This is a genomic window from Nocardiopsis ganjiahuensis DSM 45031 (genome assembly GCF_000341085.1).
Lineage (GTDB): Bacteria > Actinomycetota > Actinomycetes > Streptosporangiales > Streptosporangiaceae > Nocardiopsis > Nocardiopsis ganjiahuensis.
Map to the genome: position 1 here is coordinate 184,910 of NZ_ANBA01000002.1, position 21,539 is coordinate 206,448.

Below are 21,539 nucleotides of genomic sequence, written 5' to 3' on the forward strand. Positions count from 1 at the left end.
AGATCAGCGTTTCAGCAGACTAACCGACAAAAGTAATGCGCGGGCCGGGACTTTAGTCCTGACCCGCGCAAGCGGCAGTGAAGCGATTTATCAGTCGCCGCTCGACGAACCCCGGTTGCCCTTGAGCCTGCCCACGAGTGTCTCCAGGGCCGAGCTGAACGGGTGGTCGTGCACCATGTAGGTCCAGGTCATCGACGGGCGCTTGACCCCGACCGCACCCACGTCGAGCTTTCCGTCGACCACCTCGAGCTCCTCGAAGCTCTCGGCGGCCCGGGAGCGCGCGTCGTCCAGGAAGCCCTTGAAGACCGGGACGGCCTCGCGGTTGAACTCGTCGAGGGGGTCGCGGCGGCCCAGGAACCGCAGGTGGATGCCCTCACGCAGCTCCGACAGGAACGCGTTGTGGTCGGTCCAGCCGCGGTCCAGGTGGTAGAGGGTGATCAGCTTGGCGGCCTGGGCGACCTCCTCGGCGTCCAGCTCCTCCAACAGCTCCTCGTGGCGTTCCTTGCGGTCGGCCTTGATGTGCCGGTCGCCCTGTCCGTTGGTCAGGACCAGCTCGCGGTGTTCCAGGACCACCTCGCGCTGCACGTCGATGAGCTTGTTGTAGCGCCAGGTGTTGCGGTGTACCTCCAGCAGCTGGCCCTCGGAGACCCGCTGGGCGTGGCCGACCATGGCCAGCCAGGCCTCGTCGGTGATCTCGCCCTCGGCCGTGGTCCGGTAGCCCGTGGTCTCGGGAGCGTGGTTCACCAGCAGGTCGTCGTCCATGCTGACGAAGAAGATGGAGTCACCGGGGTCGCCCTGGCGGCCGGAGCGCCCGCGCAGCTGACCGTCCAGACGGCTGCTGGGGTAGCGGCCGAAGCCCATGACGAACAGTCCGCCGGCCTCGACCACCCGGTCCCGGTCGGCCATGTCGCTGCCGCCGAGCCGGATGTCGGTACCGCGGCCGGCCATCTGGGTGGAGACGGTGATCGCGCCGTAGGTGCCGGCCTCCGCGATGATGGAGGCCTCGTCCGCGTCGTTCTTGGCGTTGAGGACCACGATCTCCAGCCCGGCCTCACGCAGCCGGTCGGCCAGGAGCTCGGACTCGGCCACGTCCTGGGTGCCGATGAGGATCGGGCGCCCGCCCTTGTGGACCTCCTCGACCTTGGCGACGAGGGCGTCCTCCTTCTCCTCGCGCGTGGCGTACAGGCGCGTGCCGTGGTCCTCGCGGATGTTCGGCTTGTTGGAGGGGATGACCGCCACCTCGAGCTCGTAGAACTCCCGCAGCTGCTCGGCGACGCTCATCGCGGTACCGGTCATACCGCCGAGGGTGGGATAGCGCAGGACCAGCGACTGGACCGTGATCGAGTCCAGGACCTCGCCGGTCTCGCTGACCGCCACCTTCTCCTTGGCCTCGACCGCGGCCTGGAGGCCGTCCGGCCAGCGCTGGAGCAGGGCGATCCGGCCGCGCGACTCGTTGATCAGCCGCACCTCGCCGTCGCGCACCACGTAGTGGACGTCGCGCTGGAGCAGCACGTGCGCGTGCAGGGCCAGGTTGACCTGCGGGAGCACCGAGGTGTCGTCCTCGGAGTACAGGTCCACCCCGTCCAGGGCCTTCTCGACCGCGTCGATGCCGTCGTCGGTGAGCTGGACGTTGCGCCCCTCACCGTCGACCTCGTAGTGCAGTCGCGGTTTGAGGCCGCGCACGAGGTCGGCCATCTCGACGTCGGCCGGCACGCTCTCCGCGGCGCCGGCCAGGACCAGGGGCACACGGGCCTCGTCGACGAGCACGGAGTCGGCCTCGTCGATGATGGCGACGTGGGGTTCGGGGACCACCCGGTCGTCGGCGTCGGTCACCATGCGGTCGCGCAGGACGTCGAAGCCGAGTTCGCTGACGGCCGCGTAGGTGACGTCGCAGGCGTAGGCGTCCTTGCGCTCGTCGACGGTGGACTCCTCGCTGATGGAGCCGACCGTCACCCCGAGCATCGTGTAGAGGGGACGCATCCACTCCGCGTCGCGCCGGGCGAGGTAGTCGTTGACGCTGAGCACGTGGACGCGCTTGCCGCGCAGGGCGAATCCGGCGGCGGCGAGGGTTCCGGCGAGGGTCTTGCCCTCACCGGTGGCCATCTCGGCGACGTGGCCGTCGAGCAGGGCCATGACACCGAGCAGCTGCACGTCGAAGGGGCGCTCGTCGAGGGTACGCCGGGCGGCCTCTCGGCCGACCGCGCACAGACTGACGAGGTCGCCTGGGGAGTAGGGGAGCTCGGCGTAGCCGAGGTCGATGGCCTTCTCCGTCAGCTCGGCATCGCTGAGTTCTCGCAGACCCTCCTCTTCGGCCTCGATCGCCGGCAGGAGCTTGGTATAAGGCCGCAGGTCCACCGCACCGGGCTTGCCCAGTAGGCGGCGGACGCTTTCTGCCATTCGTCCGAACACCACGCCAGGGTAACGCCGGACACAACCGAATGGTTCCCCTCGGGGGTTCACTTGTCCGCTCGAACGGGGTCAGAACACCCTGGAGCAGGGGTTCACGCCGGTTTTCACGGGACCACGGGTTCTTCGGGGCCCCGGTCGTTCTCGGAAGGCCCCGGATCAGGTGACGAGCTGGCGCTGGGTGCGCTGCCGCGCCTCCACCGCCATCGCGTGCTTGACCAGGGTGACCAGGACGCGGACCACGGACTTGCGGTCGCGCGCGTCGCAGTAGACGACGGGGACGTCGGGGGTCAGGTCGAGGGCGTCGCGCAGCTCGTCCGCGGTGTAGGCCGCCTCGGGGTCGAACTCGTTGACCGCGACCACGAACGGCAGGCGGTACTGGCGCTCGAAGTAGTCCAGGGCCTGGAAGGTGTCCTCCAGGCGACGGGTGTCCGCGAGGATCACCGAGCCCAGGGCGCCGCGGACCAGGTCGTCCCACATGAACCAGAAGCGCTGCTGGCCGGGGGTGCCGAACAGGAACAGGGTGAGGTCGGTGTCCAGGGAGATCCGGCCGAAGTCCATGGCCACCGTGGTGCTGGTCTTGTCCGGGGTGTGCGAGAGGTCGTCCACACCCGCGCTGGCCGCGGTCACCGCGGCCTCGGTGCGGACCGGGGGGATCTCCGACACAGCCCCGACGAACGTGGTCTTTCCGACCCCGAAGCCCCCGGCGATGATGATCTTGGTGGACAGTTCGGTGGGTGCGTGGACGTGGTTCGTGCTGTTAGCTGAGTGGATCACAGTTTGTCCTAGCGAGAGTGCCGGGCCTGCACGGACAGTTGGCTCACACGACCCGGTCTGGAGGGGCGCGGCACTCCCGGGTCCGAACCTCCACGAGAGCGACCGCAACAGGAACCTAACACCGCACGGCGCTGGAATCCGGGGTTTCGGCACAGTGGGGCATGAGGTCACATCTCCGCCCAGTACGCCCTTTTCGATCGGCGAGCAGCTCAAGAGGCCCCGAGGTCGGATGTCCACCTCGTGGCAGGGAGTCCGCCTTGACCAACGGACGGTAGCCAGACAAGCACACTCCTGTACCCCGGAAGGTCGACTTTACGACTTTGTGAGCGGCCATTTTCGGCCGCTTTCGGCCGCGCCAATCCCTGTCCGGCGCCGTCCCCGCCATCTACGGTGGAGAACAGGGCACCCGTCGAAGCGCGGTCGCAACGGACTCCTGGCACGAGGACGCGGCCACCACGGGCCCCGGCGGCGCCTTGGGGCGCACGACCACCACCGACGTCTCGCTCTTCGACGTCGGACCGGCCGTACCTCCCCGACGGGCGCTCCACAGCCCCACCGGCCCACAACCGTCCACGTGGGCCGGTGGCGGTTGGGATCCCACTTCCTTGGGCCTCCGCCCACCCGTCGCCCGCCACCACCCTCAACGGACGCGCTCGTCGTGACGTCCTCTCCTGCGGCCAAGCGGTCAGGCGGCCGAGGTGCGTAGGATGGACGGGCCCCTCCCCGAACGGCGCCGACCGCGGCGTCTCGTGCGCGCGCACGAGACGGGTCGAGGGGCCGATTTCCCACACAGGCCGAAACACTCCCAAGGGAGCCGAGAACCCCACATGTCCGATCAGCGCGTCGTCCGACCCACTCCCATCAGCGGTTTCCCCGAGTGGACCCCTCAGGTCCGGGCCGTGGAGCAGCGTTGGCTGGACCATATCCGCGCCGGGTTCGAGTCCTTCGGCTTCGCGTCCGTGGAGACCCCCTCCGTGGAGAACCTGGACGTGTTGATGGCCAAGGGCGAGACCTCCCAGGAGGTCTACACCCTGAACCGCCTCCAGGCCGACGCGAAGGACGACTCCGACGCCAAGCTCGGTCTGCACTTCGACCTGACCGTGCCCTTCGCCCGGTACGTGGCCCAGCACTTCAACGAGCTGACCTTCCCGTTCAAGCGCTACCAGATGCAGCGCGTGTGGCGCGGTGAGCGCCCTCAGGAGGGCCGCTTCCGCGAGTTCACCCAGTGCGACATCGACGTCATCAACGTGGACTCGGTGCCCCTGCACTTCGACGCCGAGCTCCCCCGCATCGTGCACCGTGTGCTCAGCGGGCTGGACATCCCCGCCTGGACGCTCAACGTCAACAACCGCAAGGTGCTCCAGGGCTTCTACGAGGGCCTGGGCGTCAAGGACCCGATCGCGGTCATCCGCGCCGTGGACAAGCTCCACAAGATCGGGGACGACGGCGTCCGCGACATCCTCCGGGGCGAGGGTCTGGCCGACGAGCAGATCACCCCCTGCCTGGAGCTGGCCCGGGTCAAGGGCACCGGTGCCGACGTGGTGGACCGGATCCGGGCGTTCGGGGTGGCCTCGGAGCTGCTGGAGGAAGGCCTCGAGGAGCTCGCGTTCGTCCTGAACGACCTCGCCGACCTGCCCGAGGGCAGCGTGGTCGCGGACCTGTCCATCGCGCGCGGTCTGGACTACTACACCGGGACCGTCTACGAGGCCTCCTTCGACGACGACCCCGGCTACGGCAGCATCTGCGCGGGCGGCCGGTACGAGAACCTCGCGGGCCAGTTCATCCGCAGGCGGCTGCCGGGCGTGGGCATCTCCATCGGGCTGACCCGGATCTTCGCCAAGCTGGTGACCGAGGGGAGGATCGAGGCCGGGCGGGTCTGCCCCACCGACGTGATGGTCGTGGTCCCGGGCGCCGAGCAGCGCGCCGAGGCCCTGCGCACCGGTGAGCTGCTGCGCGAGCGCGGCTTCAACACCGAGGTGTTCCACTCCACCGCCAAGGTCGGCAAGCAGATCCAGTACGCCTCCAAGAAGGGCATCCCCTTCGTGTGGTTCCCGCCGTTCGAGCAGGGCGGGGAGCACGAGGTCAAGGACATGGGCAAGGGGGAGCAGGGCCCGGCCGACCCGGCCGTGTGGACCCCGCCGGGCAGCGTTCTGTAGCGGCCTCTATCAGGTTCTGGTCCGGCATGGGGGGTTGACGACCTCCTGTGCCGGAACCGGCCATTCCCGAGACAGGTCCGGGGACGGGGTGCCAGACTGGGACAGGCTGTACTCCGTGCCGTACCGCGCGTACGTCGCGGGCCGACTCGGTGTCCTAGTAATCGAGGCCATGTCTCCTCCCCGCCACAACCTGCCCCTGTCCGCCGGCGAGTTCATCCAGTTCGTCGGACGTGAACGCGACATCGTCGACCTGAGCCACCTGATGGACACGGCCAGGATGATCACGCTGACCGGTACCGGCGGGATCGGCAAGACCAGGCTCGCCCTCCACCTCGCCGAACGCGTGCTGCGCCGCTTCCCGGACGGCGTGCGCTTCATCGACCTGAGCGAGGCCTCCACCCACGAACAGGCGTTGCGCACGGTCGCCGCCGGACTGCACGCGGTCACCGGTGACGCGAAGACCCTCATGGACGGTGTCATCACGGCGCTGCGCACCCAGCACCTGCTGTTGCTGCTGGACACCTGCGAGCACGCCGTGGGGCCGATGGCCGAACTCTGCCAGGCCGTGCTGCGGGACTGCCCCCGGGTGCGGATCCTGGTGACCAGCCGCCAGCCCCTGCACGTGCCGGAGGAGAACATCTGGCGGGTGCCGCCGCTCTCCCTGCCCGCACGCCCCACCCCCACCGACCCCTACGCCGCGGTACCCGCGCCCCTCCCCCGGCGGGACGCCCAGCGCTACGAGTCGGTGCGCCTCTTCCTCACCCGCGCGCACGCGGCCCGGGCCGGGTTCGAGATGACCCGGGAGAACTCGGGGTACGTGGCGGAGATCTGCCGGATGCTCGACGGCATGCCGCTCGCCATCGAGCTGGCCGCCGCCCGTGTCCGGGTGCTGTCGGTCCAGCAGATCCTGCACCGCCTCGACGACCGGTTCCAGCTCCTGACCAGCGACGGCACCGGCAACCTGCCCGCGCGCCAGCGCACCCTGCGTGCCGTGCTGGAGTGGAGCCACAGCATGCTCTCCGACGCCGAGCGGCTGCTCCTGCACCGCCTGTCGGTGTTCTCCACCTGGTACCTGGAGGCCGCCGAGGACGTGTGCTCGGGCGAGGGCGTGGACTCCACCGAGATCCTCCCCCTGCACTTCTCCCTGCTGGACAAGTCGCTGGTGGTGATGGACTCCGAGATCAACGGCACCGCCCACTACCGCCTGACCGAGACGGTACGGGTCTACGCCGCGGAGCAGCTGGGCGCCGACAGCGACGAACGCTGGGACCGCTATCTCCGCTTCTCCGTCAACCGGCTGGAGAAGGGGGCCGAGGCGACCACCGCACCGCAGAGCTGGGAGGAGCGGCTGGGCCGGCTGCGCATGTACGACCACCACCGGGACAACCACGCCCGGATCGTGGCGTGGGCGCTGTCCAGCGGGCGGGTGGACGAGGCCCTGCGGGTCTGCGTGGCGCTGCGGCCCTACTGGCTGGTGCGGGACCTGACCGCGGAGGGCAGCCGGCTCCTGGAGCAGGCGCTGGAGTGCGATCCCGACGAGCAGTCGCCCCCGCTGCGGGCCCGCGCGCTGGCCCTGCACGCGGAACTGCGTCTGGACGTGGACCCCGCGCCCAGGGTCAGCGCCCTGGCCACCTGTGCCCTGGAGGCCGCTCGGGCCTGCCGGGAGTCCACGGCTGCGGCCTCGGCCCTGGCGACGGCGGCGGTGCTCTCCTTGCGCACCGGCGCGCTGGAGGAGGGCGAACAGCAGGCGGCACGGGCCCTGGAGTGGGCGGCACGGTCCTGGGACCCGCTGACCGAGGGCAGGACCCGGGGTGTGCTGGCCGAGCTGGCCCGGCGGCGGGGCGCCGTCGGTGAGGCCGTCGCCCACCTGGAGGAGAGCGCCGCGGCCTCCCGGGAACTGGGCGACCGCTGGTGGGAGGCACGCTGCCTGCATGGGCTGGGATCCATCGCGGCGGAGTCCGGTGACCACGACCGGGCCCGCGATCTGCTCTCCGAGGCCCTGGAGGTCTTCGGGGAACTGCCCTCGTCCCCCTTCGCCGCCCAGTGCGCGGCCGACCTGGGCCGCCTCCACCTGGCCATGCGGGACACCCTGGCCGCGCGCGAACCGCTCGGGCAGTGCCTGCGGGTGGGTTTCACGTCCGGCCGCCGGATCTCGGTGGCGCAGGCCCTGGAGGCCCTGGCCGAACTGGCCCTGGCCGAGGAGGAGCCCACGCGCGCGGCGGCCCTGGCCGGTGTGGCGGCGGACCTGAGGACGGCGCTGGACCGGCCGTCCGCGGAGACCGTCCGGCTGCGTTCGGCGGTCGAGCGGAGAGTGGGTTCGGGGCGCGCCACCGAGGCGTGGAACGCCTGGCGCTCGCTCCCCCTGGAACAGGTACGGGACCGGGCCCTGGCCTTCCCCCGCCCGCCCTCGTCCCGGCTGACCGGGCCGGACTCGCTCACCCCGCGGGAACGCGAGATCGCCGTGCTGGCCGAACGCGGACTGTCCAACCGGGAGATCGCCGAACGGCTCACGATCAGTCAGGCCACCGCCGCACGCCATATCGCGAACATCTTCAGAAAACTCTCGATTTCTTCCAGGACGCAGTTGACCGGCTGGGCTTCGCCGCGCAGGCCCGGCTGAACGGGGCCTGTTTGCGCCGAAGCACTTGCACAGTGCGCGTGCACCCGCTAAACCAGAAAGCCCAAGCACCGATGCCCACCTCGACGACGTCCACCCCCGACACCTCTCGCCCCTTCCCGGTAAGTCCCCCGACAGCCCCTATTTGTGAAGGCCATGGCACCATTGACCGCGCCAGCGCGGCATAATCTCCCCCGGCCGGGCACCAGCTTCGTGGGCCGGGAGCGAGATCTGAGCGATCTGCTCCGCCTGCTCGGCTCCAGCCGGTCCGTCACCCTCTGCGGTGCTGACGGAATCGGCAAGACGCGGCTGGCCCTGCGCGTGGCCGAGCAGTCCACCGTGTCCTTCCCCGACGGGGTGTGGATCGCCGACCTGACGGACGTGCGCACCCCGCTGGAGATCCACGCGCGTATCGCCCATGCCGTGGGTGTGGTCGAGGAACCGGGACTCCCGCTCGCGGCGACCGTGACCGAGGCCCTGCGCGACCGCCGACTGCTGTTGGTGCTGGACTCCTGCGAGCACATCGCGGACGAGGTGACCGAGGTCGGGGAGTCCCTGCTCACGGAGTGCCCCTCGGTGTCGGTGATGCTGACCAGCGAGATCCCGGTGCGCCTGACCGGCGGGACCGTCTGGCGGGTGCCGCCGATGGCCCTTCCGGTGGCCGCGCGCAACGCCCCGCCGCCCGACCCGGCCGACGCGGAGTCGGTGCGGCTGTTCCTGGACCGGGCCCGGGCCCGCGACCCCCGGTTCACCGCCTCCGGCCCCGAGCTCGAGGCCGTGGCGACCCTGTGCGACCTGGCCGGCGGTGTCCCCCTGGGCATCGAGGTGCTGGGCGCGCGGGCCCCGGACGAGGGGATCGGTGCGCTCACCGAGGGGCTGCGCTCCTACCTGGCCACCCCCGCGCTCCAGCCCGGCCCGGGGCAGGCCGTCTCGCGCAGCCAGGTGCTGCCGCTGGTGCTGGACTTCGTCTACCAGGCCCTGCCCGAACCCGAACGCGTGCTGCTGCGCCGCCTGTCGGTCTTCCGCGGTTGGGACCTGGAGCTGGCCGAGCAGGTGTGCGCGGACGAGTCGGTGCCGGAGTCGAGCATCCTCGACCTGCTCACCTCCCTGCTGGACCGGTCGCTGATAGCGGTGACCGGTGAGTTCGAGGGCCGGGTGCGCTACCGGCTGCCCGAGGCGGTGCGCCGGTTCGCCCACGAGCGCCTGGTCGCCGCGGACGAGGCCGAGACCTTCCAGGACCGGCTGCTGGTGCGCATGCTGCACCTGGCGGAGGACCTGGGCCGGCGACTGGAGTCGAGCCGGTCGATGCCGTGGTCCGAGCGGGACTCCGGCCGCCAGCGGGTCATCGCCGAGTACGACACTCTCAGGTCGCTGCTGCGCTGGGCCCACCAGCGCGGGGCGGCCGAGCCCGGGCTCAGGCTGTGCGTGAGCCTGGTGGCGCACTGGGTGAGCCACAACAGCTACTCCGAGGGCGCCCACTGGATGGACCGGCTGCTGGCCCTGGAGGAGAGCGCCAAGGCGCCCTCACGGGCCCGGGCGCTCGTCGGCCGGGCCCAGTTGGCACGTGTCCGCCGGGACCACGCCCTGGCCCTGCGCACCGGGGAGGAAGGGCTGCGCCTGTGCCGGGAGGCCGGGGACGACACCTTCGTCCGCACCAGCTTGAACCTGCTGGCGCTGGTGGAGGTGCGTGAACGGAACCTGGACCGGGCCGCGGTCCGGGTCGAGGAGGCCCTCCGGCTGTGCCGCGAGGCCGGTGACCTGTGGGGCGAGGCGATCGCTCTGGGAACCCGGGCCGCCCTGGTGGCCCGCCAGGGCGACTACCCCTCCGCGGACCACCACTACAACGCCGCGCTGACCCTGCTCCGCGGGATCGACCACCGCTGGGGTGTGGGGGTGATCCTCATCGGGCAGGCCCGCGCCGCGGAGGTCAACGACGACCTGATGACCGCCGACCGCTGTTACCGGGAGGCGCTGGACACACAGCGGATGATCGGTGCGGTGGCCGAGGAGGCGCGCTGTCTGGCCGGGATCGGCCGGGTCGCGCACGCGCAGGGCTCCATCAGCCAGGCCTACGACTACCTCAGCGAAGGGCTGCTGCTCAGCCACGCCGGCGGACAGCGCGCCGAGGCGGCCAGGAGTCTGGTCTCGCTGGCCCGGGTGGCGTTCGGCTCGGGGCTGCGGGAACCGGCCTGCCGGCTGGCCGGAGCGGCCATGGCGCTGCGCGCGGGGGTCGGTCTGCCCACGCAGGGGGCTCCGTGGCCGTTCGTGGACGTGGAACGGGTCCGGCGGCGCCGTCGGCAGCTCGTGAGCTGGTGGGAGCAGGGTTACTCCCTGGGGCAGTCCGCGGCGGTCCGGGAGGCCGAGCGGTTGGCCGAGGAGGGCCGCCGCCCCTCGCCGCCCCCCTCGCGGTCCGGTTCGGGCCGCGGGCGCGGGGGCCAGGGGTCGGCCGGGTCCGCCGCCAGATCCCGTTCCCAGCCGCGTCCACCCGCCGAGCCCTCCTCCCCTCCGCCCTCTCCGGAGACGGCCACCCCTCGGCAGCTGCTCACCCGCCGGGAACTGGAGATCGCCCTGCTGGTGAGTACCGGTAAGAGCAACCCCGAGATCGCCAGGGACCTGTTCATCACGTCCGCGACGGCGGCCAGGCACGTCGCCAACATCAACCGGAAGACGGGGTTCAACTCCCGCACGCAGATCACCGCGTGGATCGAGCGGCACCGGTCGGGCTGACCCCCGTCGGAACCGCCTCGCGGGCGCGCGCAACGGCGCCGCGAGGGCTGCGCACTCCCCCCGCGCCCGCGAATCTACATATGCATCTGCATAGCAAGATGCATGTGCATATGGCTGTGAACGCGCTAGGCTTCAAGCCATGGGACATCAAGCTCCTGACACTGTGCGGACAGGGTCTCGCTGGTCCCAGAAACGGCTCTCGGAACCCGGGCCGAACACCGGGGGACCGTCGGGCCGTCGGCTCCGTGGATGTTCTCGGAGCCGGTGGGCAACCGTGCCGGCGCGAGCGGAAACCTGGGGAGGTCGCTCGCGGCGAACGTCCGGCACGGAGCTTCCGGGCTCGTCACGTGGAGGGGGCGTGACGAGCCCGGATAGCGGGCCCGCGCGGACACCGTTCGAGTGGGGGAACGCATGGGGGTAGGGCTGACTTCTGGAACCGGACGACCCGGCCGTCACCTGCCGCGTCGGGACGACCCGATCGGCTCGCTCACCGGCGGGCTGTGCGAACGACTGAGACTGCGGCCCGGACGCGGCGGAACCATCCGCGGCAGATCCGGCCGGACCGACGCGCTGGCCTTCGCGGCCACCGTGGAGAAGGCGGCCGCGGGGCTGAGCCGCCGCGGGATGTGCCTGGGGGACGTCGTCGGCGTCCTGGCCCCCGTCTCCCCCGACCGCTTCCTCGCCTCCTACACGGTGATGGCCGTCGGCGGACGGGCCCTGACCGTCTCCCCCGAGTCCGACCTGCGCACCCAGTGCATGGCGCTGGCCGAGACCGACGCCCGGCTGCTGCTGGTCAGCGAGGATCTGGCCGGAAGGGCCCTGGAACTGGCCGACCGGTCGCGGGTCCGGCAGGTCATCACCTTCGGGACCGCCCTGGGCACGACGCCCTTCAGCGATCTCCTGCTGCCCAGCCCGGACGGCAACGGGTACAGCCCCGCGCGCGGGCTGTTCGACAACGGCCACCTGGGCTACGAACCCGTCGGCGGCGACATCCTCACCACCCTGCACACCCACCACGACCTGCTGGCCCGTTTCGCGGAACTGCGGGAAGGGCTGTCCCTGACCGCCGACGACGTGGTCGCGGTGGGCGAGGCCGGGGACGAGGCGACCCGGCTGGCCCTGGTGGCGTTGGCGCTGTGGACGGGGGCGTGTGTGGTCGCGGGGGACGACTGCCCTCCCCCGGAGGGGCGCCGGGTGACGGTGGCGTGCGATCCCGTCCCCACCCGGATCTGCTCCCCCCACCCCGACGGCGTGCGTTGACCCGGTCCCGGGTCTTCGGCGGCTCCGGGGGTTCCCCGGGGCGGACGGGTCAGGCGGACCGTTCGGCGACGACGGCCTCGTCGTCGATCTCGAACCAGGTCACGTGGGTGGCCTCGCTCGAGTACTCACCGCTGCGTGTGGCACAGCTGTCGACGATGAGCTTGCCGCGCCCGTAGTCCTCGCCGTCCTCGCGGGTGTGCCCGCTGTCGGCGTCCACCGCGTCGCGCTCGCCCTGGTCGGCGACGGCCACCCGGAGCCGGTTCGAGTCGGAGCGGATGAACAGGGTCATCACACCGCCGCTCTGCCCCGAGCGCGAGTGCAGCAGCGCGTTGGTGGCCAGCTCGCTGACGGCCAGCTCCGCGTCGTCCAGAGCCTCCTCGCTGTGCCCGTTCCTGGTGAGGAACTCACGCACCCGGGCACGAATGGACCGCACCGCGGTCAGGTTTCCCGCGCAGCTCCACACGGTGTGGTCCGTGACCCCACCGGTGAGCTCGCCGACGTCGATCCTCGGTGCGGTCGACGTCGCGGCGTCTGGGGCATCCGCGGGCACATAGTCCCGGAGTTGCCTCGCCTCAGCCATCCGGTCACTCCAATCACCCGCGACGGTCGCGCGGGTATGCGCCGCCTGCACTCACCTTAGACAAGGGTGTGCCGGGTCCAGAACAGCACACCTGGGTTCCCGGCGCCGGGGAAAGCTCCCAAAACCCCGTCCCGTGTCATCCCCGATGTGGACAAAGGAAACAGCCTGGTGTCCAGGACTGGCCATGTGAGGTGTAACACGTAGGCAATACCTGACCGGAACCAACCCCTTTCCTGGCACCCGCATGACCCGGAACGGTGCTCGTCACCGCGCCCCCGCCCCCCGCGCGACCCATTTCCGCACACCCGAAAGATGTCACCCTACGTGATCGAGCCCCTGGAAAAGCCGGAAAAGCAGCGACTAAACGCCACGTTTTGGCTACTCGGAGACAACAATGGGGACACAACGGGGATCGCCGGAAGTGCACTCAGCCCCCCTACCACGACTCGGAAGCCGGACGTGCACGGCCGCGTGTGGCACCCGCCTCCCCCACCTGGAACCCCCTGGCCACAGCAGGTTTCAACAGTCCCACAAGCACCATCCTGGACGGGCCGTAAGAAACCCCCAGGACACACCCATCACCGCCCTGACGTCGTTTGACGCTTCCTGTAGTGCGAACAAGGATCATTTGGGGCCGATACCGACCATCACCCCGGGCACCCCCCAGCCACCGTCCGTCACCGCGGTCTCGGCCCCTCCGAAGTTCCCGTCCCCACACGAGGTGTCCCCGTGCCTGCCCAGCCCGAAGAGTCGACCCCCGCCCTGAACCGCCTCACCTCCCGCCGCACCCTCCTCAAGGCCTCCGCCACCGGTGCGGCCGTCGCCCCGGTCCTGGCCGCGTGCGGCGGCGGCGCCGAGTCCGGTGGCTCCGGAAACAGCGAGCCCCAGCGGGGCGGCCGCCTGAAGGTCGGTGTCGCGGGCGGCGGCGCCAGTGACACCCTGGACGCGCACGACCCCACCGACAACGTCGACATCGCGCGCAACTACGCCCTCTACGCCTCGCTGATGCGCTTCGACAACGACGGCACCATCGAGCCCTACCTGGCGGAGTCCCTGGAGGCCAACGAGGACGGCACCGAGTGGACGCTCGTACTCAAGGAGGGCCTGACCTTCCACGACGACACACCGGTCACCACCGAGGCGGTCGTGTACTCCCTCAAGCGCATCCTCGACCCCGACAACCCCATGCGCGGCGCCGGTGACATGCCCGGCGTCGACCCGGAGCGGATCGAGATCGTCGACGAGCTCACGCTGACCATCCCGGTGGACGAGCCGCTGGTCACCCTGCCCGAGGCGCTCGCCGAGTACTACAACTGCGTCGTCCCGGTGGACTACGACCCGGACGACCCGATCGGCGCCGGCCCCTTCAAGATGGGCGAGTTCAAGGTCGGCGAGTACAGCGTCTTCGAGCGCCACGAGGGCTTCCACATCGAGGGCCAGCCCTACGTGGACGAGCTCGAGATCGTGAACTTCCCCGAGGACGACGCCCGCGTCAACGCGCTCAACAGCGGCAACGTCCACGTGATCAGCCAGCTCCCGCACGCCCAGGTCTCCATCCTCGAGGCCGACCCCACCATGAACATCCTCGAGTCCGAGACCGGCATGTGGCTGCCGTTCACGATGAACATCGAGGAGGCCCCGTTCGACGACGTCCGCGTGCGCCAGGCCTTCCGCCTGATCGTCGACCGCCAGGAGATGATCGACCAGGCGCTCGCCGGGTACGGTCAGATCGGCAACGACATGTACGCGCGGATGGACCCGTCCTACCCCGAGGACTTCGACCAGCGCGAACAGGACATCGACGAGGCCAAGCGCCTGCTCGCCGAGGCCGGCCACGAGGACGGCCTCGAAATCGAGCTGGTCACCTCCGACATCAGCGCCGGTGTGGTCGCCGCCGCCGAGGTCTTCCAGGAGCAGGCCCGCGAGGCCGGGGTCACCGTCAACCTGCGCCGCGTCAACCCGAGCGACTACTGGAACCCGGAGGAGGGCTTCCCCTACGCCTTCGGCCAGGACTTCTGGAGCGCCCGCAACTACATCACCCAGACCGCCCAGGGCTCGGTCGTGGGCGCCCCCTACAACGAGACGATGTGGGGCGAGCACGAGGAGTGGCTCGAGTACCTGGAGGAGGCGCGCCGGACCGCCGACGACGACGCGCGCAACGAGCTCATCCGCAAGGCCCAGGAGATCGAGTACGAGGAGGGCGGCTACATCGTGTGGGGCTTCGTGAACCTGCTCGACGCCTACACCAACTCGGTGCACGGCCTGGAGCCCGCCGTCTCGGGTCACCCGCTCGGCACCTACGCCTTCCACAAGCTGTGGCTGGACCAGTAGCGGCCCTCCGGTTCCCGAACCCCCAGACCGCTACCGAAAGCTCACCATGACCCGACTCATCGTCGTCCGCCTCTTCTTCGGCGCACTGACGCTCTGGGCGGTGTCCCTCGTGGTCTTCGCGGCCACGCAGGCACTGCCCGGCGACGCGGCCCAGCTCATCCTGGGCCGCGACGCCACCCCTGAGCGTCTGGAAGCGCTGCGCAACCAGCTGAACCTGCACGAGCCCGTGGCCGTGCAGTACATGCAGTGGCTCCAAGGGCTCGTCCAGGGCGACCTGGGCACGTCGTTCTCCAACCGGATGCCCGTCGCCGAGTACCTCACGGACCCCGTGCGGAGCTCGCTGACCCTGATGGGCCTGTCCGCTCTGGTCGCGACCCCGATCGCCCTGTTCCTCGGCGCGTTCAGCGCCCTGCGGCGGGACCGCGCCTTCGACCACACCTCCTCCATGGGCACCCTGGTCGTGGCGTCCATCCCCGAGTTCGTGGTCGGCATCCTGCTGATCCTGATGCTCGGCCCGGGCGGGCTGGGGCTCTTCCCGTCCGTGTACGCCCGGGAGGGCGGCCCCGAGCAGTGGATCCTGCCCGTGCTGACGCTGGCGCTGGCCGTGGCCCCGCCGATCGTGCGCATGATGCGGGCGACGATGATCGAGGTCCTGGAGAGCGAGTACGTGCAGCAGGCACGGCTCAAGGGCATGGGCGAGCGCACGGTGCTGTGGCGCCACGCCGCCCCCAACGCGATCGGCCCCGTGGCCCAGGTGGTCGCCCTCCAGCTGGCCTGGCTGGCCGGCGGCGTCGTGGCCATCGAGTTCCTGTTCAACTTCCCCGGTGTCGGCAAGGTCCTCATGGACGCCATCGAGAACCGCGACGTGCCGCTGATCCAGGCCGTGGTTCTGCTCATCGCGGGGATCTACATCCTGGTCAACCTGATCGCTGACGTGATCGGGCTGGCGGCCAACCCGAAGGTGAGGGTCGCGAACCGATGAGTGGACCTTCGACAAGCACCACGAGCACGACCCCCACGGCGCCCGCCCGGCGCCGTCCGGGGCTGTTCCGGACCGCGTGGCGGTTCGGCCGTACCAAGGTCGGTGTGGTCCTGACCGGCCTCATCGTCCTGATCGCCGTGGCGGGCCCGTTCGTGGCCCCCTACACCCCGACCGAGTTCGTGGCCAAGCCGTTCGAGACGGGCGTCGACGGCGCCCTGTTCGGTGGCGACAACCGCGGCCGTGACGTGCTGACCCGCTTCCTGTGGGGCGGTTGGACGCTGCTCCTGCTCGCCGGCTCCGCCGCCGGTCTCGGTGTGGCCGCCGGAACGGTGGTCGGCATCATCGCCGGCTACCGCCGCGGCTGGGTGGACGACGTCCTCATGCGCGCCAACGACGTGCTGCTGGCCTTCCCGCAGCTGATCGCGGCGCTGCTGGTGATGTCGATCATCGGCCCGAAGGTGTGGCTGATCGTCGCGGTCATCGCGGTCTCGCACATGCCGCGGGTGGCGCGGGTGATCCGCGAGGCCACCCGCAAGGTGATCGAACAGGACTACGTGAAGGCGGCCGAGGCGATCGGACTGCCGCGTTGGCGGATCATGACGGTGGAGATCCTGCCGAACGTGACCAGCCCGCTGCTGGTGGAGCTGGGGCTACGGCTGACCTACTCCATCGGTGTGGTGGCCGTGCTCGGCTTCCTCGGCATGGGTCTGCAGCCTCCTACGGCGGACTGGGGCCTGATGATCAACGAGAACCGCCAGGGCATGTCGATCCAGCCGTGGGCGGTGGCACTGCCCGTGTCGGCGATCGCGGTGCTGACCGTCGGCGCCAACCTCATCACCGACGGGCTCTCCCGCGCGGCGATCGGTATCGATCGGGGGGTCGAGAAGTGAGTGGGAACGAGAACACGGAGAACGTGGAGAGCACGGAGCACACCGGGGTCGAGGGCGCCGGGGGCCGCAGTGTCCGCAACGGCGAGACCGTACTGGTGGTCGACGGGCTCACGGTGATCGGGCGTCCCTCCGACGTCGAGATCATCAGCGGTGTGTCCATCACCGTGAAGCGGGGCGAGATTCTCGGCCTGGTGGGCGAGTCCGGTTCCGGCAAGACCACCCTGGGCCTGTCCCTGCTGGCGCACTGCAAGCGCGCCACGGAGATCGTCGGCGGACAGGTGCTGGTCGGCGACCAGGACCTGGCGGGGCTCAGTGAGCGCGGGGTCCGGCAGCTGCGCGGTCGCGCGGTGGCCTACATCCCCCAGTCGCCCGCCTCGGCGCTCAACCCGGCCCTGCGCCTGGGAGTGCAGCTGCGTGAGGCCCTGCACGACGACTCGCTGTCGAACGGCGAGGTCGTGGAGCGGGTCCGCGAGGTCCTGCGCGAGGTGGCGCTGCCCGACGACGACGCCTTCCTGCGCCGCTACCCGCACCAGCTCTCCGGCGGGCAGCAGCAGCGGGTGGCGATCGCGATGGCGTTCGTGGGACGCCCGGACGTGATCGTGCTCGACGAGCCGACCACCGGTCTGGACGTGACCACGCAGGCGCACGTTCTGGAGACCATCCGGTCGATGACCCGTGACTACGGGACCGCCGGTGTGTACATCAGCCATGACATGGCCGTGGTCGCCGACCTGGCCGACGACATCGCGGTCATGTACCGGGGCGAGGTCGTGGAGCGCGGGCGGGCCGCCGAGGTGCTGTCCGCCCCCCAGCACTCCTACACCCGTCAGCTGCTGATGGCGGTGCCGCTGCTGAAGACGTCCGGGCACGAGGAGGCCGAGCCGGAGGAGGAGCCGCTGCTGCGGGTCTCCGGGCTGACCGCCGGGTACGGGCGTACGCAGGTGCTGGAGGGGATCGACGTCTCCGTTTCCCGCGGCGAGTGCGTGGCCCTGCTGGGCGAGTCGGGTTCGGGCAAGACGACCCTGTCGCGTTCGGTCGCGGGTCTGCACCACCAGTTCACCGGCGAGATCCTCTTCGACGGAGTCCCGCTGGCCGCCAGCAGCTACCGCCGTACCGCGGAGCAGCGGCGGCGGGTGCAGTACGTGTTCCAGAACCCGTACGAGGCGCTGAACCCGCGCAAACGGGTGCGGGACCAGATCCTGGGCCCGTACCGGCACCTGGTGGGCCGGCCCGCCGACCCGGACGGTGTGGTGGCCGAGGCGCTGGAGCGGGCCGCGCTGTCCGCGTCGTACGCCGACCGCTTCCCCGAGCAGCTGAGCGGTGGCGAACGCCAGCGCGTGTGCATCGCGCGCGCGGTGGCGACCGGCCCCGACCTGCTGGTGTGCGACGAGATCACGTCGGCGCTGGACGTGTCGGTGCAGGCGGAGATCGTGAAGCTGCTGCGCGGGCTCCAGGACCAGGGCATGGCGCTGCTGTTCGTCACGCACAACATCGCCCTGGTCTCCAACATCGCCGAGCGGGTGGCCGTCCTGAACCGGGGCGAGATCGTCGAGTACGGTCCCGTGGGCCAGGTGATGTCGTCGCCGCAGCACGAGTACACGCGTGCGCTGATCGCCGACACCCCGGACTTCGAGCTGTCCTTCCCGGGCGCCCCCGAGCGGCTGGGCATGGACTCCGGGGACCGGGTCGTCGAAGGCTAGACGTCAAGGGCCGGGGCGGGGGGCCGGGCGCGCACGGTGCGCGCCCGGCCCCCCGCTTTTCGGGCTTCCCGGGTGAGTGGTGCGCCTGGACGGCGTCACCGGGCACACTGTCGAGTGGCTCCGGAGGACGGGGCGTGAAAGGGAGAACAGATGCGTGCGGTTGTCGTGGACGCGGTCCGGGGCCGCCCTGAGGTCCGTTCGGTGGCGGTGCCCGAGGTGCCCGCCGACGGGGTGCTGGTGAAGGTGATGGCCACGGGGCTGTGCCGCAGTGACTGGCACGCCTGGGCCGGCCACGACGACGTCGCCTTCCCCCACGTGCCCGGCCACGAGCTGGCGGGGGTCGTCGTCGGGACCGGCGCGCGGGTGGAGCGGTGGAAGTCCGGGGACCGGGTGACGGTGCCGTTCGTGTGCGGCTGCGGTGACTGCGAATGGTGCCGGTCCGGGCAGGCACAGGTGTGCCCGGATCAGCGGCAGCCGGGCTTCACACACTGGGGTTCGTTCGCCGAGTACGTCGCCCTGCACTCCGCGGACACGAATCTCGTGGCGGTCCCCGAGCGGGTGGACTTCACCACCGCGGCGAGTCTCGGGTGCCGGTTCGCCACCGCCTACCGGGCCCTGGTCGGCCGTGCCCGGCTCAGCGAGGGCGAGTGGGTGACCGTCGTCGGCGCCGGCGGGGTCGGGCTCAGCTCGGTCATGATCGCCCGTGCTCTGGGTGCCCGGGTGATCGCTGTGGACCGCAACACCGAGGCCCTCACCGCCGCACGGGAGTTGGGCGCCGAACACGTCCTGCTCGCGGACGGGACCGACATCCCCGCCGCTGTCCGTGAACTGACCGGTGGCGGCAGCCATGTCGCCGTGGACGCGGTGGGCAGCGAGCGGACGAGTTCCGACGCGCTCCTCGGTCTGCGCCGGCGGGGCCGGCACGTCCAGGTCGGGCTGCTTCCGCCGGTGGAGGGCCACCCGCGGCTGCCGATGGAACGGGTGATCGGCTGGGAGCTCGACCTGCTCGGCAGCCACGGGATGGCCGCGGCCGACTACCCGGGCATGATGGCGCTCATCGAACGGGGCGCGCTGCGGCCGCAGCTGCTGATCGAGCGGGTCATCGGCCTCGACGAGGCCGCGACACTGCTTCCGGGGTTCGATCAGGCCACGGTCGCCGGGATGACCGTCATCGACCCCGCCCGCTGACGGGACGCCGGGGTGCGGGACCCGCTCGGGTGGCCCGGAGCAGGGATCACTCCGCAGGCGTGGGGCCTGTGCGCTGGTTGGCCCTGAACCGCGCTTTCTTCTGGCGGTTCCCGCACGTGTTCATGTCGCACCATTTGCGGGTCCGGCTTCGGCTGGTGTCGAAGAAGGCGGCTCGGCAGGTCGGCGACGCGCACAGGGCCAGCTTCCCGTCCCGCTCGCCCGCGATGACGCTGATCGCGTCGGCGGCGATCACGCTGAGGGCGTCTTCCACACGGGAGGCCGAGCCGAGCTGCCAGTGCCGCCTGCCCTCGGGCGTCAGGACCGCCGCGGCCCGGCCCTGGGCGCTGCGGTCGTTGATGACCTGGACAGCGGTCCCGGGGAGGGCGTGCTGCGACGCGGCAGCCGTCGCGGCGGCGTGGACGGACTCCCTCAGCTCCCGGGCGAGGTCGAGCTGGGCGGTGGTGCAGGAGTCCACGGCGAGGCCGCTCACGGCCAGCCAGTCGACGAGTCGGCGCGGCGTGGGGATTCGCTCCACCGCGTCGCCGTGACGCTCCGACAGAGTCGCCGTGAAGCTGGTCGCCAACACGTTGCCGAGGCGGAAATCAGGGTAGTCGGCGCGCATGGAACCACCTTAGCTGGTTGCGGTTGGACTCGGCGAGGTGTTAGAACCGTCTTAGACGGTTCCACAATGGCCTGGAGGTCTCATGCACCGTTCACGTAGCGACGTGCGGGCGTTCGAAGCCCGCGCGACCGACGCCGACCTCGACGACCTGCGCGCTCGGCTGGCCGCGGCGCGACTGCCGGAGGCCGAGACGGTCCGTGGCGCCGCGCCCGGCCCGGGGCGATGGGAACAGGGCGTTCCGCTCGCCGACCTCGCCGAGGTCGTGGACTACTGGCGCACCGGGTACGACTGGCGGTCGTTCGAAGAGCAACTGAACCGGATCGGCCAGTTCCGCACGACCGTCGACGGTCTGGGAATCCACTTCCTGCACCGCCGGTCCGCGCGCGCGGACGCCACGCCGCTGGTCCTGACGCACGGGTGGCCGGGCAGCGTCGCCGAGTTCGTCGATGTGGTGGACGAGCTGGCGGATCCGGGGGACGGGGACGCGCCGGCGTTCCACGTCGTGGTCCCGTCGCTGCCGGGCTTCGGGTACAGCGACAAGCCGACCGCCACCGGGTGGGGAACCGAGAGGATCGCGGCCGCCTGGGTGGAACTGATGGGAAGGCTCGGCTACAGCAGGTTCGCGGCCCACGGCGGCGACTGGGGAGGGAACATCACCACGGTCCTCGGCGGCAGGTTCCCGGCGCACGTGCTCGGCATCCACACGACGTTCGCGGAGGCGCCGCCCGGACTGTCGGCGGACGGTCTGACGGAGGTCGAGCGCGGGTGGGCCGAGGAGACCCGCGATTTCTGGCGCCACCGCGCGGCATACGCAAAACAGCAGGCGGCCCGCCCGCAGACCATCGGCTACTCGCTCGTCGACTCACCGGTGGGGCTCCTGGCCTGGATCCTCGACAAGTTCGCGGAGTGGAGCGACACCGAGGACAGCCCGTTCGAGAGGATTTCCAGAGACCGCGTTCTCGACGACGTCACCCTCTACTGGCTGACTCGGACCGGCGCGTCGGCGGCCCGCATCTACTACGAGAGCCACAACTCGCTGGACCCGGGACTGCGGGTCGACGTCCCGTCGGCGATCACCATGTATCCCCGCGACATCGAGAAGAGCCCGCGCCCCTGGGCACAGGAACGGTACCGGCGGATCGTCCGGTGGAACGCGCCCGAGACCGGGGGCCACTTCCCGTCGCTGGAGGTCCCCGAGTACTTCGTCAAGGATCTGCGGGAGGGCCTCGCGGCGGTGCTGGCCGCCGACCGAGGCCCTCTCTGACACGGAAAACGGGGAGACAGCCGGCGGCCGGTGTGCCAG

Annotated in this window: 14 protein-coding genes; 10 read left to right on the top strand and 4 right to left on the bottom strand. The window is 70.8% G+C overall.

All coding sequences use genetic code 11. The annotated features are described in order from the left end of the window. Window positions 1-90: 90 nt before the first annotated feature. Both secA2 and D458_RS0101485 read right to left on the bottom strand, forming a co-directional pair. A complete protein-coding gene (gene secA2 / locus D458_RS0101480; protein WP_026118887.1) occupies window positions 91-2,397 on the bottom strand; it encodes an accessory Sec system translocase SecA2 in 2,307 nt (768 codons plus the stop codon). Window positions 2,398-2,565: 168 nt separating this feature from the next. After that, window positions 2,566-3,183 (bottom strand): GTP-binding protein, encoded by a 618-nt coding sequence (locus tag D458_RS0101485; protein WP_017584955.1) that lies wholly within the window; start codon window positions 3,181-3,183, stop codon window positions 2,566-2,568. A gap of 827 nt (window positions 3,184-4,010) precedes the next feature. Between D458_RS0101485 and hisS the strand changes: the two genes are divergently transcribed. The 4 genes from hisS (at window position 4,011) to D458_RS0101505 (ending at window position 11,943) form a co-directional block, all read left to right on the top strand. Then, on the top strand, window positions 4,011-5,339 hold the full coding sequence (hisS, locus tag D458_RS0101490) for a histidine--tRNA ligase (protein WP_017584956.1): 1,329 nt from the start codon (window positions 4,011-4,013) through the stop codon (window positions 5,337-5,339). A 169-nt stretch (window positions 5,340-5,508) separates the two neighbouring features. Then, window positions 5,509-7,959: an ATP-binding protein gene (locus D458_RS0101495; protein ID WP_017584957.1), complete on the top strand. Its 2,451-nt coding sequence runs from the start codon at window positions 5,509-5,511 to the stop codon at window positions 7,957-7,959. A 162-nt stretch (window positions 7,960-8,121) separates the two neighbouring features. Beyond that, complete coding sequence (locus D458_RS0101500) at window positions 8,122-10,683, top strand: LuxR C-terminal-related transcriptional regulator (RefSeq protein WP_026118888.1); 2,562 nt, start codon at window positions 8,122-8,124, stop codon at window positions 10,681-10,683. A 411-nt stretch (window positions 10,684-11,094) separates the two neighbouring features. Next, window positions 11,095-11,943, top strand: coding sequence for an AMP-binding protein (locus D458_RS0101505; RefSeq protein WP_017584959.1), 849 nt, complete (start codon window positions 11,095-11,097; stop codon window positions 11,941-11,943). A gap of 49 nt (window positions 11,944-11,992) precedes the next feature. Here the strand turns inward: D458_RS0101505 and D458_RS0101510 are convergent, their stop codons facing one another. Further along, window positions 11,993-12,523: an ATP-binding protein gene (locus D458_RS0101510; RefSeq protein WP_017584960.1), complete on the bottom strand. Its 531-nt coding sequence runs from the start codon at window positions 12,521-12,523 to the stop codon at window positions 11,993-11,995. Between the two features lie 729 nt (window positions 12,524-13,252). On the opposite strand from D458_RS0101510, the gene D458_RS0101515 reads away from it, so the two are divergent. The 5 genes from D458_RS0101515 (at window position 13,253) to D458_RS0101535 (ending at window position 19,614) form a co-directional block, all read left to right on the top strand. Further along, complete coding sequence (locus tag D458_RS0101515; RefSeq protein WP_017584961.1) at window positions 13,253-14,854, top strand: ABC transporter substrate-binding protein; 1,602 nt, start codon at window positions 13,253-13,255, stop codon at window positions 14,852-14,854. Between the two features lie 46 nt (window positions 14,855-14,900). Beyond that, on the top strand, window positions 14,901-15,836 hold the full coding sequence (locus D458_RS0101520) for an ABC transporter permease (RefSeq protein ID WP_017584962.1): 936 nt from the start codon (window positions 14,901-14,903) through the stop codon (window positions 15,834-15,836). Further along, window positions 15,833-16,726, top strand: a complete 894-nt coding sequence (locus tag D458_RS0101525) for an ABC transporter permease (protein WP_026118890.1) — start codon at window positions 15,833-15,835, stop codon at window positions 16,724-16,726. The genes D458_RS0101520 and D458_RS0101525 overlap by 4 nt, the downstream gene beginning before the upstream one ends. Continuing rightward, complete coding sequence (locus D458_RS0101530; RefSeq protein WP_017584964.1) at window positions 16,723-18,426, top strand: ABC transporter ATP-binding protein; 1,704 nt, start codon at window positions 16,723-16,725, stop codon at window positions 18,424-18,426. Before D458_RS0101525 ends, D458_RS0101530 begins: the two co-directional genes overlap by 4 nt. Before the next feature lie 150 nt (window positions 18,427-18,576). Continuing rightward, window positions 18,577-19,614, top strand: a complete 1,038-nt coding sequence (locus D458_RS0101535; protein ID WP_017584965.1) for a zinc-dependent alcohol dehydrogenase family protein — start codon at window positions 18,577-18,579, stop codon at window positions 19,612-19,614. Between the two features lie 46 nt (window positions 19,615-19,660). On the opposite strand, the gene D458_RS0101540 is transcribed toward D458_RS0101535, so the two are convergent. Continuing rightward, entirely contained in the window at window positions 19,661-20,236 is a 576-nt protein-coding gene (locus D458_RS0101540) for a CGNR zinc finger domain-containing protein (protein WP_017584966.1), read from the bottom strand. A gap of 82 nt (window positions 20,237-20,318) precedes the next feature. On the opposite strand from D458_RS0101540, the gene D458_RS0101545 reads away from it, so the two are divergent. After that, the gene (locus tag D458_RS0101545) at window positions 20,319-21,500 is read left to right on the top strand and encodes an epoxide hydrolase family protein (RefSeq protein ID WP_017584967.1); all 1,182 of its coding nucleotides are present in this window, start codon (window positions 20,319-20,321) and stop codon (window positions 21,498-21,500) included. Window positions 21,501-21,539 lie beyond the last annotated feature (39 nt).